The organism is Symbiopectobacterium sp. RP, assembly GCF_050472005.1.
GTDB lineage: Bacteria > Pseudomonadota > Gammaproteobacteria > Enterobacterales > Enterobacteriaceae > Symbiopectobacterium.
The window spans coordinates 595,794-608,961 of record NZ_JBGOGS010000002.1 but is presented as its reverse complement, the minus strand read 5'-3'; the positions used below and the strand labels follow the sequence as shown (position 1 = coordinate 608,961).

Below are 13,168 nucleotides of genomic sequence, written 5' to 3'. Positions count from 1 at the left end.
CTTTACCATACTGACTTTAACCAAAAAGGTAAATGCGAATCATGCGCATTACTATTTTTACTAAACCGCACTGTGTTCAGTGCAATGCGACGTGCCGTGCTTTGGATAAACAAGGTATCGCCTATCAGCTTATCGACCTGACAGAAGATGAGCAGGCATTACAGCGGGTAAGGGCATTGGGCTATCAACAGGTACCGGTCGTTATGACCATAGGTATCTACACATCATAAAGGGGGCTTTGTTGAATAAACATATTTTATGCTGCACCCCCGGTGAAACGACAGATCCTCGCAACGCAAAATCATGCAGTTAGGCCTCATAAGAAAACTGTAAACCTGATGTGACAAGCATTTTCCACCAAAATTAGCTGGAAAAACAGCATGACTCACTATTATTCAAGAAAGCCCATAAAGGGTTAAAAACCACCATAGCGAAGTGGGCAAGTTCTTCCGGGGTATAGTCTGCTAATAACGTCAAGGTATTTAGCAGGATGGATAGTCCGGCAAGCAGCGCTGGGGCGCTTTCTTTACGCCCTCGTTTTTGTTGTCGTCCGGATAATCGGCAAATTATAGCCAACCGACTTAAAAATGATTACAGCCAATGCCCTGATATGTGGCAAAAAAATACAGCTAATTGTTATCAAAATAATGTCGCTTGGCTATAGCCGTTACGAACGACAGCATGACGCCCGTCGTCAAGGCGGCGTTCAGCATGTTGTTGCAGCATGGCTTCGAGCTCAACGTCAACGACGGCAGCTATCAGTTGCCTGGCACCATTACGAATGAGTTCATGCAAGGGATCACCGGCAATATCTGGTTCTGCGGAGACCTGTAGGGTAGACTTTTTCATGGGGTATCATCTCTCTGTTGTTGAAATCATCCACGAAATCAATCAGCAGGATACGCCACCCTCCCCGAAACCCCGTACACCAGAAATGAGCATAACTCTACTTCTGAATGGCTTTGTTGAATAAATAGAACTTTTGGGTAATCATCGGAGCAGATCAACACAGTTGTTTCAAAATCAGGTCTCCATGGCAAAACAAAATTTTAAAATCACCAACTGGCCCTCTTATAACAAGGCCCTCAAGCAGCGCTGTTCTCTAACCGTATGGCTAGATGAATCAGCCATTGCTGCATGGACGGAAAAAAACACTACTGAACGGTGTGGACGACTGCTCCACTATTCAGATATGGCCATCACCACAGTCCTGATGATGAAACGCGTGTTTGGCCTTTCATTGAGGGCTTTACAGGGCTTTGGTGACTCGATTTTTAAACTGATTAAATTGTCGCTCCATTGTCCAGACTATTCGCTGCTCAGCAAGCGAGCAAAGACAGTGAACATCAGCATAAAAACGCCAACCCGTGGTGAAATCTCACATCTGGTCATTGATGGAACCGGCCTGAAGGTCTTTGGCGAAGGCGAATGGAAAGTCCGGCAGCATGGTGCCGACAGACGCAGGGTATGGCGTAAGTTGCACCTGGCAGTAGACAGTGTGACGCATGAGATTATCTGTGCGGATTTGTCGCTCAGTGGTACAGCTGATGCCCAAGCTCTACCGGCGCTGATAAACCAGACCCACCGGAAAATCAGAGAGGCATCGGCTGACGGCGCTTACGATACAGTTTACTGCTATGATGCTCTGCTGAGGAAGAAAATAAGGCCGCTTATCCCGCCACGAAGGGGGGCGCAATATTGGCAAGATCGCTACCACGAGCGTAACCACGCTGTTGCAAATCAGCGCATTAGCGGTAGTAACGCTATCTGGAAAAAGAAAGTGGGCTATCACCGGCGCTCAGTGGCTGAAACGGCCATGTTCCGGTTCAAAAGGCTTCTGGGTGGTCATCTAAGTCTGAGAGACTACGATGCTCAGGTGGGTGAAGCCATGGTCATGGTCAAAGCGCTTAACCTGATCACGCTATTAGGAATGCCGAACAGTATTCGCATCACGTAACAATCGACCCGTATGAGGCGCAGTCGTTACAAGTTCTGATTTATTCAACAAAGCCTCGTTAAGTATAAAGCACCTAAGGAATAAGTGAAAATAACCAACTTAGTAGGACCATGAACCATGAAAAAATGAAGAATTGGAAATTCGTTATAACCCCAATAATCATCGGTAATGGTGAGATAAGTCAGAATAAGGACTCCGGGAATTGTGTTGGCATATAGACTTTCATAAGCCGTGTTCGGCGAACGTTGTTTGAACGCTTATTCCTAAAATTTGTGCGATAAGTGGTGATTTAGAAAACTCTGAAACATAATTAACTATCTCTGTTTATTATTTTTTTGTGAAAACAAAGCGATAGGTAATAGTGTCATATTCATGTAGTCAGGCCGAATAATGTATAATTAAATTGGTGTCGACAATGGAAACAATTAACACGCAGCCTAGAGCCTGTACACGAGATTGTGTAATTGCCTGATTTTGATATGTTCAATCCAACATCAAAAGCAGGTTACTTTAGGCTTTGTTGAATAAATGGCTTTGTTGAATAAACATATTTTATGCTGCACCCCCTGTGAAACGACAGATCCTCGCAACGCAAAATCATGCAGTTAGGCCTCATAAGAAAACTGTAAACCTGAGGTGACAAGCATTTTCTACCAAAACTGGCTGGAAAAACAGCATGACTCACTATTATTCAACAAAGCCAAAGTCCGGCAAGACAGCCGCGTTATCAATAAGTCTGTGTTCCTGGCACTGGGTATCAATATCGAAGGCCAGAAAAAGCTACTGGGGATGTGGCTGGCCGAAAATGAAGGCGCAAAGTTCTGGCTGAACGTGCTGACAGAACTGAAAAACCGTGGCCTGACCGACATCCTTATTGCCTGTGTGGACGGCCTGAAAGGGTTCCCGGATGCCATTAACACGATCTACCCGGAAGCCCGCATCCAGTTGTGCATCGTGCACATGGTGCGCATGGTGCGCAACAGTCTGCGCTTCGTTGCCTGGAAGGACTATAAGGCGGTAACACGCGACCTCAAAGCAGTGTATCAGGCTCCAACCGAAGAGGCCGCGCTTCAGGCGCTGGAGACGTTCGGTGGGACATGGGATCACCGCTATCCGCAGATAAGCCGGAGCTGGCAGTCAAACTGGGCCAACCTGTCGACATTCTTCTCGTACCCGCAGGAACTTCGCAAGGTAATCTACACGACGAACGCTATAGAATCACTGAACAGCGTGCTCCGGCATGCAATCAAGAAACGCAAGGTGTTCCCGACTGATGACTCGGTGAAGAAGGTCGTATAGCCAAGCGACTTAATTTTGATTACACCATATAGACTGAGAACAAAATCTCTGTATCGCAACCACTCTCTCTTTTTTTGCTTTTTGCTTGTGCCCATTTATGCTCAATGGGGTTAAGATCTGGCGAATATGTAGGCAAATACTCCACCATATACCCTGCATCGATGATGACTTGTTGAATATTATTTTTTTGTGAAAAGTTGCATTGTCCATCACGATTACCCTGTTTTTAGGGAGTACTGGGATAAGGACTTGTGTGAGAGTCTGACTCATATGGATGCTTTGACGGCTGATATCGCCCGCGTTGAGTCTCTTGATACCGGGAAGAAGTTAGTTCATCTCATTGACCGTGAAGGTGACTCTATCGGGCATATGCGCACATTAAGCTCCCAGAGAATATGTTGGCTTATCCGGGGAAAAGCTGTATTTTTTTGCTACATATCAGGGCATTGGCTGTAATCATTTTTAAGTCGGTTGGCTATATGGTGAGCATGGTGATTCGCGGCTCGCTGGTGCAGCTTGATACCCCAGACGACATGCGCGGTCGCGTGAGTGCGGTCAATTCCATTTTTATTAATACGTCGAATCAACTGGGTGAGTTTGAATCCGGTCTATTGGCAGCGTGGTTAGGTGCGGTGCCCGCAGCGGCGCTCGGCGGCATTGGTACGCTGTTAGTGGTGGCACTGTGGATGAAATGGTTCCCGTCACTGCGCCAACGTCAGTGGTTGCATAATGAACCCGCGCAGGAGGCCAGTGCAGCCTAGCGGCATTCAGCACACCACCTCTCGCAAGCAGTGAAGAGGTGGTGTGTTGATGATAAGTCACATCAGACGGGCAAAACCGTCACGGATTTCCTGCTGGGGCAATTCCTGCCCGATAAAGACCATGATGCAGCCGCGCTTTTCTTCCGGCAGCCACACTCTGTCCCAGTTCGCACTATACAGACGCTGCACGCCCTGAAACAGCAGGCGACGATCGTCACCGTTGATGGCCAGTATGCCTTTGTAACGCAGCAGATTATCGGCATATTTGAGCAAGAAACCTTCCATCACGTCGGAAACTGCTGCAAAATCCACCGCGTGATCCAGTTCCACCACAATAGACTCCACGTTGTTCTGCTGCGGTGCCACGAAACGGAACAGCGGCGCTTTTACCGCCAGCTTGTCGTTAAGCATAAAGCCATCGACGTTGAACAACAGGCCGAGATCTATCTCGCCGTTGACCACAGTGTAAATCGGCGCGCGCGCGTTGATGCGCTGCAAACGCTGAATCAGTGCATCATCCTGGCCTGCCACATCGGTTTTGGTCAGCAAGATGCGATCGGCGTAACCAATTTGCGATTGAGCGATGGTGAACTGATCGAGCTGTTGCTGCGCATGCACCGCATCCACCAGAGTGATGATGCCATCCAGCATAAAGCGTTCGCAAATCAGCTCATTGGAGAAGAAGGTTTGGGTGATCGGGCCGGGATCGGCCATGCCAGTACACTCAATCACTACGTGATCGAAATCCAGTGCGCCTTTATCGATACCATCCACCAGATCGAGCAGCGCATCCGCCAACTCATTGGCGCGGGTGCAGCAGATACAACCGTTGCTGAGTGTGGTAATGGTGCTGACACGTTCGCCAATCAGTGCATCATCAATCGGCACTTCGCCGAACTCATTCTCAATAACAACAATTTTATAACCATGGTCGGCATTGAGAATATGCCGGAGTAGGGTGGTTTTGCCTGCCCCAAGAAACCCGGACAGAATGGTGACATGAATCGGCTGCGTCATCGCGGCTCCTGATAATAATGCGTTTTCTTCCTGTATTGGGCGAGGTTAACAGCAGCGCATGCCGCCTTTGCCATCGCCGCCGTAGCGAGCCTGTTGCCGCTCACGGAAGAACTCTTCGTAGGTCATCGGTGGTTGATCGGGATGGTTGGTTTGCATGTGCTGAACATAGGTTTCATAGTCCGGAATCCCAATCAGCATGCGTGCAGCCTGCCCCAGATACTTTCCCGCTTTGCCAAGGTTGCCAAGGTTGCCAAACATAGCTGGTCTCCTAAAAAAACTACCCCGTATATATCTTATACGGGGTATGGCGACTCGTCATCTTTACCACCGCACTCTGCGGCGGTAAAGATACGGGTATTCGTGTATCAGTGACCGTTATAGCCAAGCGACTTAATTTTGATTACACCATATAGACTGAGAACAAAATCTCTGTATCGCAACCACTCTCTCTTTTTTTGCTTTTTGCTTTTTGCTTGTGCCCATTTATGCTCAATGGGGTTAAGGTCTGGCGAATATGTAGGCAGATACTCCACCATATACCCTGCATCGATGATGACTTGTTGAATATTATGTTTTTTGTGAAAAGTTGCATTGTCCATCACGATTACCCTGTTTTTAGGGAGTACTGCGATAAGGACTTGTGTGACCCAGGAATAGAAAACATCGCTGTTAATATTGATATCAAATAATCCGATAGCAAACAGCGTTGTGCCTAATAACGCGCCGATAACATTTGTTCTTCCCTTGGCTCCCCCGTTCTTCAGGCCAAAACACCGTTGACCTTTTGGGGAATAGCCGTGAGTCCGTGGGGTATCGTGTGGAAAATCACTTTCATCAATAAAAACAATAGGCTTACCTTCTTTTTCATACTGTTGTATTTTTTGTTGAAATGCTTGCCGGGCGCTTTCGTCGGCTTTCGGATGACATAGAGTTTTTTTATAGGTCAATCCCAGCTTTTTAAGAGCTTGCCAAATAGCCTTCTGACAAACGCCAAAACGCTCTGCACGTTCTTTTTGGTAAGTATCTGGATATGGTTCAACATCTTTTATCAACTCGGATTTATCGCTCTTTCGCTGACGCGTGGTCGATGCTTTTGACGCTATTTGATTAATCCAACGCGATACAGAGGCAGGGCCAATCCGAAATTGCTTCGCTGTTTCTCGGATACTCAACCCTTCTTCTTCCCGTGTAGATATCACTTTACGTCTAAAATCAATTGAATAGCTCATTTAAATAATGTGATCAAAATTAAGTCGTTTAGCTATAATGCTGCACGGCAAGCCCTACACCGCACAGTCCGGTTTCAAGCGCCTGCAATTGCTCGGACTCGCTGAGCGTAAGTCACGTCCCAGCAGCAAGCATCCCGACAAGGAGAAGCTGTTCTGGTCGCTAACAGAGAATGGTTTGCAGTTCGGCAAGAACCTGACTGACCCGAATAATCCGCGCCAGACACAGCCACATTTTTACGACAGCCTGTTTCCACGGCTCTTAGGCGTCATGCTGAACGATTTAGCGGCATAAACCATCCCATTGACGCAAGGATAACCCATGCGCTATAGTCACTCTGTATCTGCAAATTCAGGTGCCGGGCTTTGCACCCCGATTATGAAACCGCGACAACAACACGCCGCGAGCGTGTTTTTTGTTGCCTGAAAGCCCCATCTCTATGGTGGGCTGGATGGGGCAATCGAAAGATTGGCCGGGCGGTTTCTCCGGTAGTGCAAACCCTGTTCAGTTCACCACCAATATGAGTTTTGCACCTCTTGGTGGTGATAACACAAAGAAACCACTGGAGGTTGTCGCTATGACACTTCAAACGTCCCTTGCTGCACCTAAAGTTACTATTCACAATGCTAAAGCTGTAACTACCTCACAAGATGTCGCTACTTACTTTGGCAAGCTACATAAAAACGTAATTCAAAAAATAGAATCTCTTGATTGCTCAGCTGAATTTATGACGGCTAACTTTTCAGCCGTCGTAGTAAAAGTCCGAGCAGGCTTTGATGAACGGGATTCTAAAGCCTATGAGATGACGAAGGACGGTTTCGTCTTCCTTCGTTATGGGCTTCACCGGCAAAAAGGCAGCAGTGTTCAAGGAAGCTTACATCGCGGAGTTTAACCGCATGGAAGCCAGCTTATCCTCCGCTGTTCAGCCAGCACCAACCTGCCACAAAACTCCTGATTGCCGCTACCGGGTACAAGTCACCATCTGGGATGACCTGCTTGGCGGCAAGCTTGCATTCGTCGGAAAAGCCAACTCGTTTCGTTCTATCGCAGCAGGGATCGCAACGGATCTGGGTTACAGGCCCACTAGCTTTGTCGAAATTCCCGACGCGCTAGAAAAACTCAGCGCCAGATGCATTCACTAATCCGCCCCGGTATCGTGCCGGGGTTTCATTAATCACATTGACTTGTGAGAGGTTTACTCATGCAAAATTTAGTTTCTGAATATATTTTAACCATGTCCAGCTGTGAAATTGCGGAATTGACAGAAAAGCATCACCGACACGTACTACGTGACATTGAGTCGATGCTCATTGAACTCGCTGAAGACCCGGAGGGGTATGCCCATTTTTGGACACCCCACAAAACGGTCAACAATACCGGGAATTCTTACTTGACTGTGACCATACCGAATGTTTGCTTACCGGCTATAGCGCTGTTCACCGTATGCGCGTTATCAAACGCTGGCATGACCTCGAAAAACTGGCAAGCCAACCAGCATTGCCGGAAAACTACATCTCAGCATTGGAAGGGCTTTGTTGAATAAATCAGAACTTGTAACGACTGCGCCCCATACGGGTCGATTGTTACGTGATGCGAATACTGTTTGGCATTCCTAATAGCGTGATCAGGTTAAGCGCTTTGGTCATGGCCATGGCTTCACCCACCTGACCATCGTAGTCTCTCAGACTTAGATGACCACCCAGAAGCCTTTTGAACCGGAACATGGCCGTTTCAGCCACTGAGCGCCGGTGATAGCCCACTTTCTTTTTCCAGATAGCGTTACTACCGCTAATGCGCTGATTTGCAACAGCGGGGTTACGCTCGTGGTAGCGATCTTGCCAATATTGCGCCCCCCTTCGTGGCGGGATAAGCGGCCTTATTTTCTTCCTCACCAGAGCATCATAGCAGTAAACTGTATCCTAAGCGCCGTCAGCCGATGCCTCTCTGATTTTCCGGTGGGTCTGGTTTATCAGCGCCGGTAGAGCTTGGGCATCAGTCGTACCACTGAGCGACAAATCCGCACAGATAATCTCATGCGTCACACTGTCTACTGCCAGGTGCAGCTTACGCCATACCCTGCGTCTGTCGGCACCATGCTGCCGGACTTTCCATTCGCCTTCGCCAAAGACCTTCAGGCCGGTTCCATCAATGACCAGATGTGAGATTTCACCACGGGTTGGCGTTTTTATGCTGATGTTCACTGTCTTTACTCGCTTGCTGAGCAGCGAATAGTCTGGACAATGGAGCGACAATTTAATCAGTTTAAAAATCGAGTCACCAAAGCCCTGTAAAGCCCTCAATGAAAGGCCAAACACGCGTTTCATCATCAGGACTGTGGTGATGGCCATATCTGAGTAGTGGAGCGGTCGTCCACGCCGTTCAGTAGTGTTTTTTTCCGTCCATGCAGCAATGGCTGATTCATCTAGCCATACGGTTAGAGAACCGCGCTGCTTGAGGGCCTTGTTATAAGAGGGCCAGTTGGTGATTTTAAAATTTTGTTTTGCCATGGAGACCTGATTTTGAAACAACTGTGTTGATCTGCTCCGATGATTACCCAAAAGTTCTATTTATTCAACAAAGCCCATTGGAAGCTCTGCTTGAGTCGAAAAAGAGGGAAGCTGCATTGGTACTGGTCAACAAAGAGCAAGAAGCAGAAATCCACGACCTCAAAAGTCTGTTCAAGGAGGGTATGACCCCTACCCAGTTCTGCAAAATGCTCAACGGCATTATAGCCAACCGACTTAAAAATGATTACAGCCAATGCCCTGATATGTGGCAAAAAATACAGCTAATTGTTATCAAAATAATGTCGCTTGGCTATAACGGCTTGAGTTGGAAGACCATGAGCCACGCCAAATACGACACTCAAATAGCAATATGAGCACAGGAGCACCCGATGAATTATGCATTCGCGGGTCATGCTGCCCTCATGGGGAGCTATCACCCGGAAGAAACACACTTGGATAAATGGGTTCAATGGCTGAGAAACGGATACCGAAAGCTTATCGATATCCTCGAGCAGGCAGGCAAACCTCTACGACCTGCCCCAGCACCTTAATCAAGGCTGTTACAGCCTGAAATCATCTTCATCACTGCACACCCTGTGTGAAACGTTCACCACCGCATTTCTTCGATTGGTCATTCCCCACCCGCTCGCCGTCATGACGAACGGCTCAGCGGCCTGATTTTAGCAGAGGTCAATTATGGCATACATCACCTTATCCGAGTGGAATCGGCGGCAACCCCGTCCGCGTTGTATGGAAACCGTCAGGCGATTGGTCAGGAACGGAATGATTTTCCCTGCACCGATACGAGATGGGCGCGAGTATCTGATTGAGGAAAACGCCTACAAGCTCACCCAGAATAAAAACCTTCGCTCATCAAGTTACCTTCATCCCGCCCTGTTATCGAGGATAAGACATGGCACGCCGGAGAAGTCATATAGATAAACGACTTAATTTTGATTACACCATATGGACTGAGAACAAAATCTCTGTATCGCAACCACTCTCTCCTTTTTTGCTTGTGCCCATTTATGCTCAATGGGGTTAAGATCTGGCGAATATGTAGGCAAATACTCCACCATATACCCTGCATCGATGATGACTTGTTGAATATTATGTTTTTTGTGAAAAGTTGCATTGTCCATCACGATTACACTGTTTTTAGGGAGTACTGGGATAAAGACTTGTGTGACCCAGGAATAGAAAACATCGCTGTTAATATTGATATCAAATAATCCGATAGCAAACAGCGTTGTGCCTAATAACGCGCCGATAACATTTGTTCTTCCCTTGGCTCCCCCGTTCTTCAGCCCAAAACACCGTTGACCTTTTGGGGAATAGCCGTGAGTCCGTGGGGTATCGTGTGGAAAACCACTTTCATCAATAAAAACAATAGGCTTACCTTCTTTTTCATACTGTTGTATTTTTTGTTGAAATGCTTGCCGGGCGCTTCCGTCGGCTTTAGGATGACGTAGAGTTTTTTTTATAGGTCAATCCCAGCTTTTTAAGAGCTTGCCAAATGGCCTTCTGACAAACGCCAAAACGCTCTGCACGTTCTTTTTGGTAAGCATCTGGATATGGTTCAACATCTTTTATCAACTCGGATTTATCGATCTTTCGCTGACGCGTAGTCGATGCTTTTGACGCTATTTGATTAATCCAACGCGATACAGAGGCAGGGCCAATCCGAAATTGCTTCGCTGTTTCTCGGATACTCAACCCTTCTTCTTCCCGTGTAGATATCACTTTACGTCTAAAATCAATTGAATAGCTCATTTAAATAATGTGATCAAAATTAAGTCGTTTAGCTATAGTAGTCGGTAATCAGGAAGGTAAAGCACAGGCCAGCATAAACGGAAATGCCCCCCACCAGCGGGATCAGACCTTGGTGACGTTTACGCGGATTGGGACGATCGACAAGACCCAGTGGCCCCGCCACGCGACGGGCTAGGAATAGAAAAGCCAGAGAAAACAAGAAAATCAATAATAACTCTAGACGCATAGCGAGTAAGTTTACCGTTTATGGCTACAAGCCGCCGCAGGCTGGCACGACGAAGCATGGTTCGCCATAACAGGGTGTTCACCACCACATCATTATGCGGCCGACGGTATCGCGCGGGCATGCTCAGGGCAGGCACTCGCAACGGGGTTATGATGACGCCATCAAATCAATGCGTACCATAACGGAAAGCACGACGCCGGGATATCTTAGAATACTCTGGAAAAACCCCCTGTAGTGTAAGGGTCGGTAAGTTCCTAAAAAAACGCCACGACCCGCGTGGCGTTTTCCCCGAGAACACTTCCTGCTTATGAACGCTTCATCATGTCGAAAAATTCATCGTTGGTTTTGGTCATCGCCAACTTGTTGATCAGGAACTCCATTGCATCGATCTCGCCCATCGGGTGAATGATTTTGCGCAGGATCCACATTTTTTGCAGCTCTTCGGAGGTGGTAAGCAGCTCTTCTTTACGCGTACCGGAACGGTTGTAGTCGATAGCCGGGAACACACGCTTCTCAGCGATTTTACGCGCCAGATGCAGTTCCATGTTACCTGTACCTTTAAACTCTTCGTAAATCACTTCGTCCATCTTCGAGCCGGTATCTACCAGCGCGGTGGCGATAATGGTCAGGCTACCGCCCTCTTCCACGTTACGCGCAGCACCAAAGAAGCGTTTCGGACGGTGCAGGGCGTTGGCATCCACACCACCGGTCAGCACTTTGCCAGACGCCGGTACCACGGTGTTGTAGGCACGCGCCAGACGGGTGATGGAGTCCAGCAGGATGATAACGTCTTTTTTGTGCTCGACCAGGCGCTTGGCCTTTTCAATCACCATTTCAGCAACCTGAACGTGGCGAGAGGCAGGCTCGTCAAAGGTAGACGCCACCACTTCCCCTTTCACCAGACGTTGCATCTCGGTCACTTCTTCCGGACGTTCATCGATAAGCAGTACCATCAGCACGCAATCAGGGTGATTATACGCGATGCTCTGTGCAATATTTTGCAGCAGCATGGTTTTACCGGCTTTCGGTGGTGCCACGATCAAACCACGTTGACCACGGCCAATCGGAGACGCCAAATCCAATACGCGTGCTGTCAGGTCTTCAGTTGAACCATTACCGCGTTCCATACGCAAACGTGAGTTGGCATGCAGCGGAGTGAGGTTTTCAAACAGGATCTTGTTGCGGGCGTTTTCAGGTTTGTCGTAATTGACTTCGTTGACTTTCAACAAGGCAAAGTAGCGTTCCCCTTCTTTGGGAGGACGAATCTTGCCTGAAATGGTGTCACCAGTACGAAGATTAAAACGGCGGATTTGGCTGGGAGAAACGTAGATATCATCAGGGCCGGCGAGGTAGGAGCTGTCTGCGGAGCGGAGGAAACCGAAACCATCCTGCAAGATTTCCAGCACGCCATCGCCGAAAATATCTTCGCCACTTTTTGCGTGCTGCTTCAAAATGGAGAAAATAATATCCTGCTTACGCATACGAGCCTGGTTTTCCAGCCCCATGTTTTCGCCAAGAGTAATTAACTCAGAAACTGGCGTATTCTTTAATTCGGTAAGATTCATAGTGGTGGGTTCTTAAACTCGGGGTAAATCTCGAACAATTAACGTGAATGGTATGGCAAGGGTCACCGTGCCACTATCATATACCGCCCTCAATCACGCCATTCCGTTTAGCTTGATACGTGAACGTGTTACACGCAGACCACGCAAGCCGATACAAAACGACGGCAATAGATCGAAGACACCTGAAACCAATTAATGTAATACTTTTAGATTGCCTGACCACGCTACGGATTCTTATGCCGTGTTTGTGCGATTTGTTGTCACGAACGGGCAGCGCTAAGGTATAGACAGCGAGTAATGCTATAGATTCAAACTTTCAGGCTTAAGCCCGTGAGGCTTAAACATAGGCAAGTACGATATGCAGTGCTGATGAATCTAGCACGCTTCATGACGTGCGGCAAGCGGTCAATACGAGAAATCCACACTGACCGCTTTGTGCGACGAAATAGCGTTGATAAATCTATCAGGTATTACAGATTGGTGTTCAAAAACTCTTTCAACTGGCCTTTGGACAGCGCGCCTACTTTGGTTGCCGCCACTTCACCGTTCTTGAACAGCAGCAGGGTCGGGATACCACGGATGCCGTATTTCGGCGCAGTCGCCGGATTTTCATCAATGTTAAGTTTGGCAACGGTGATGCGACCTTCGAATTCATCAGCGATTTCATCGAGAATGGGAGTGATCATTTTGCAGGGACCACACCATTCGGCCCAAAAATCAACCAGTGTTGCCCCTTCGGCCTGCAACACGTCCGTTTCGAAGCTGTCGTCTGTCAGGTGAATAATTTTATCGCTCATTTTTTACTCCGCAGGATTATCTTTAGCGAGTTGGTGTAG

18 protein-coding genes and 6 pseudogenes are annotated in these 13,168 nt (G+C 47.9%); 12 read left to right on the top strand and 12 right to left on the bottom strand.

Annotation, left to right across the window (positions count from 1 at the left end; all coding sequences use genetic code 11):
- The first annotated feature begins 41 nt into the window (after positions 1 to 41).
- The gene (locus ACD630_RS21460; protein WP_430360578.1) at positions 42 to 230 is read left to right on the top strand and encodes a glutaredoxin domain-containing protein; all 189 of its coding nucleotides are present in this window, start codon (positions 42 to 44) and stop codon (positions 228 to 230) included.
- Between the two features lie 133 nt (positions 231 to 363).
- Here ACD630_RS21460 and ACD630_RS21455 read toward each other — a convergent pair whose 3' ends face one another.
- Positions 364 to 576, bottom strand: coding sequence for a hypothetical protein (locus ACD630_RS21455; RefSeq protein WP_430360577.1), 213 nt, complete (start codon positions 574 to 576; stop codon positions 364 to 366).
- 84 nt (positions 577 to 660) lie between these two features.
- A pseudogene (locus tag ACD630_RS21450) lies at positions 661 to 849 on the bottom strand (IS256 family transposase); the annotation flags it as partial.
- Between the two features lie 184 nt (positions 850 to 1,033).
- Between ACD630_RS21450 and ACD630_RS21445 the strand changes: the two are divergent.
- Both ACD630_RS21445 and ACD630_RS21440 read left to right on the top strand, forming a co-directional pair.
- Positions 1,034 to 1,957, top strand: coding sequence for an IS5 family transposase (locus ACD630_RS21445; RefSeq protein WP_430360576.1), 924 nt, complete (start codon positions 1,034 to 1,036; stop codon positions 1,955 to 1,957).
- Between the two features lie 645 nt (positions 1,958 to 2,602).
- Positions 2,603 to 3,253 (top strand): annotated as a pseudogene (locus ACD630_RS21440) (IS256 family transposase); the annotation flags it as partial.
- A 22-nt stretch (positions 3,254 to 3,275) separates the two neighbouring features.
- Here ACD630_RS21440 and ACD630_RS21435 read toward each other — a convergent pair.
- Positions 3,276 to 3,443 (bottom strand): annotated as a pseudogene (locus tag ACD630_RS21435) (transposase); the annotation flags it as partial.
- Between the two features lie 62 nt (positions 3,444 to 3,505).
- On the opposite strand from ACD630_RS21435, the gene ACD630_RS21430 reads away from it, so the two are divergent.
- Positions 3,506 to 3,712: a hypothetical protein gene (locus ACD630_RS21430; protein WP_430360575.1), complete on the top strand. Its 207-nt coding sequence runs from the start codon at positions 3,506 to 3,508 to the stop codon at positions 3,710 to 3,712.
- A gap of 23 nt (positions 3,713 to 3,735) precedes the next feature.
- A pseudogene (locus ACD630_RS21425) lies at positions 3,736 to 4,017 on the top strand (MFS transporter); the annotation flags it as partial.
- A gap of 57 nt (positions 4,018 to 4,074) precedes the next feature.
- Here the strand turns inward: ACD630_RS21425 and yjiA are convergent.
- The 3 genes from yjiA to ACD630_RS21410 all read right to left on the bottom strand — a co-directional run bounded on the left by yjiA (position 4,075) and on the right by ACD630_RS21410 (position 6,263).
- Positions 4,075 to 5,034 (bottom strand): GTPase, encoded by a 960-nt coding sequence (gene yjiA / locus ACD630_RS21420; protein WP_430360574.1) that lies wholly within the window; start codon positions 5,032 to 5,034, stop codon positions 4,075 to 4,077.
- A gap of 45 nt (positions 5,035 to 5,079) precedes the next feature.
- Positions 5,080 to 5,292: a YbdD/YjiX family protein gene (locus ACD630_RS21415; protein WP_430360573.1), complete on the bottom strand. Its 213-nt coding sequence runs from the start codon at positions 5,290 to 5,292 to the stop codon at positions 5,080 to 5,082.
- Positions 5,293 to 5,399: 107 nt separating this feature from the next.
- Entirely contained in the window at positions 5,400 to 6,263 is an 864-nt protein-coding gene (locus ACD630_RS21410) for an IS630 family transposase (RefSeq protein ID WP_430360572.1), read from the bottom strand.
- A 37-nt stretch (positions 6,264 to 6,300) separates the two neighbouring features.
- On the opposite strand from ACD630_RS21410, the gene ACD630_RS21405 reads away from it, so the two are divergent.
- The 4 genes from ACD630_RS21405 to ACD630_RS21390 all read left to right on the top strand — a co-directional run bounded on the left by ACD630_RS21405 (position 6,301) and on the right by ACD630_RS21390 (position 7,804).
- Positions 6,301 to 6,555 (top strand): hypothetical protein, encoded by a 255-nt coding sequence (locus ACD630_RS21405; RefSeq protein WP_430360571.1) that lies wholly within the window; start codon positions 6,301 to 6,303, stop codon positions 6,553 to 6,555.
- A gap of 145 nt (positions 6,556 to 6,700) precedes the next feature.
- Positions 6,701 to 7,153, top strand: coding sequence for a Rha family transcriptional regulator (locus tag ACD630_RS21400; RefSeq protein ID WP_430360570.1), 453 nt, complete (start codon positions 6,701 to 6,703; stop codon positions 7,151 to 7,153).
- Entirely contained in the window at positions 7,122 to 7,403 is a 282-nt protein-coding gene (locus ACD630_RS21395) for a hypothetical protein (protein ID WP_430360569.1), read from the top strand. Before ACD630_RS21400 ends, ACD630_RS21395 begins: the two co-directional genes overlap by 32 nt.
- A gap of 59 nt (positions 7,404 to 7,462) precedes the next feature.
- Positions 7,463 to 7,804 (top strand): Rha family transcriptional regulator, encoded by a 342-nt coding sequence (locus ACD630_RS21390; protein WP_430360568.1) that lies wholly within the window; start codon positions 7,463 to 7,465, stop codon positions 7,802 to 7,804.
- 40 nt (positions 7,805 to 7,844) lie between these two features.
- Here ACD630_RS21390 and ACD630_RS21385 read toward each other — a convergent pair.
- Positions 7,845 to 8,768: pseudogene (locus ACD630_RS21385) on the bottom strand (IS5 family transposase).
- A 23-nt stretch (positions 8,769 to 8,791) separates the two neighbouring features.
- On the opposite strand from ACD630_RS21385, the gene ACD630_RS21380 reads away from it, so the two are divergent.
- From ACD630_RS21380 to ACD630_RS21370, 3 genes are all read left to right on the top strand, one after another.
- On the top strand, positions 8,792 to 9,142 hold the full coding sequence (locus tag ACD630_RS21380) for a hypothetical protein (RefSeq protein WP_430360567.1): 351 nt from the start codon (positions 8,792 to 8,794) through the stop codon (positions 9,140 to 9,142).
- Positions 9,143 to 9,157: 15 nt separating this feature from the next.
- Entirely contained in the window at positions 9,158 to 9,319 is a 162-nt protein-coding gene (locus tag ACD630_RS21375) for a protease FtsH-inhibitory lysogeny factor CIII (RefSeq protein ID WP_430360566.1), read from the top strand.
- A 145-nt stretch (positions 9,320 to 9,464) separates the two neighbouring features.
- Positions 9,465 to 9,710 carry an excisionase gene (locus ACD630_RS21370; protein WP_430360565.1) on the top strand — a complete coding sequence of 82 codons (246 nt, stop codon included), beginning with the start codon at positions 9,465 to 9,467 and terminating at the stop codon, positions 9,708 to 9,710.
- 5 nt (positions 9,711 to 9,715) lie between these two features.
- On the opposite strand, the gene ACD630_RS21365 is transcribed toward ACD630_RS21370, so the two are convergent.
- From ACD630_RS21365 to trxA, 5 genes and pseudogenes are all read right to left on the bottom strand, one after another.
- The gene (locus ACD630_RS21365; RefSeq protein ID WP_430361230.1) at positions 9,716 to 10,252 is read right to left on the bottom strand and encodes an IS630 family transposase; all 537 of its coding nucleotides are present in this window, start codon (positions 10,250 to 10,252) and stop codon (positions 9,716 to 9,718) included.
- Positions 10,227 to 10,541, bottom strand: coding sequence for an IS630 transposase-related protein (locus ACD630_RS21360; RefSeq protein WP_430360564.1), 315 nt, complete (start codon positions 10,539 to 10,541; stop codon positions 10,227 to 10,229). The genes ACD630_RS21365 and ACD630_RS21360 overlap by 26 nt, the downstream gene beginning before the upstream one ends.
- Before the next feature lie 34 nt (positions 10,542 to 10,575).
- A pseudogene (locus tag ACD630_RS21355) lies at positions 10,576 to 10,767 on the bottom strand (UDP-N-acetylglucosamine--undecaprenyl-phosphate N-acetylglucosaminephosphotransferase); the annotation flags it as partial.
- 305 nt (positions 10,768 to 11,072) lie between these two features.
- Entirely contained in the window at positions 11,073 to 12,332 is a 1,260-nt protein-coding gene (rho, locus tag ACD630_RS21350; RefSeq protein ID WP_048262948.1) for a transcription termination factor Rho, read from the bottom strand.
- A 470-nt stretch (positions 12,333 to 12,802) separates the two neighbouring features.
- Positions 12,803 to 13,129: a thioredoxin TrxA gene (gene trxA / locus ACD630_RS21345; RefSeq protein ID WP_430360563.1), complete on the bottom strand. Its 327-nt coding sequence runs from the start codon at positions 13,127 to 13,129 to the stop codon at positions 12,803 to 12,805.
- Between the last annotated feature and the right edge of the window lie 39 nt (positions 13,130 to 13,168).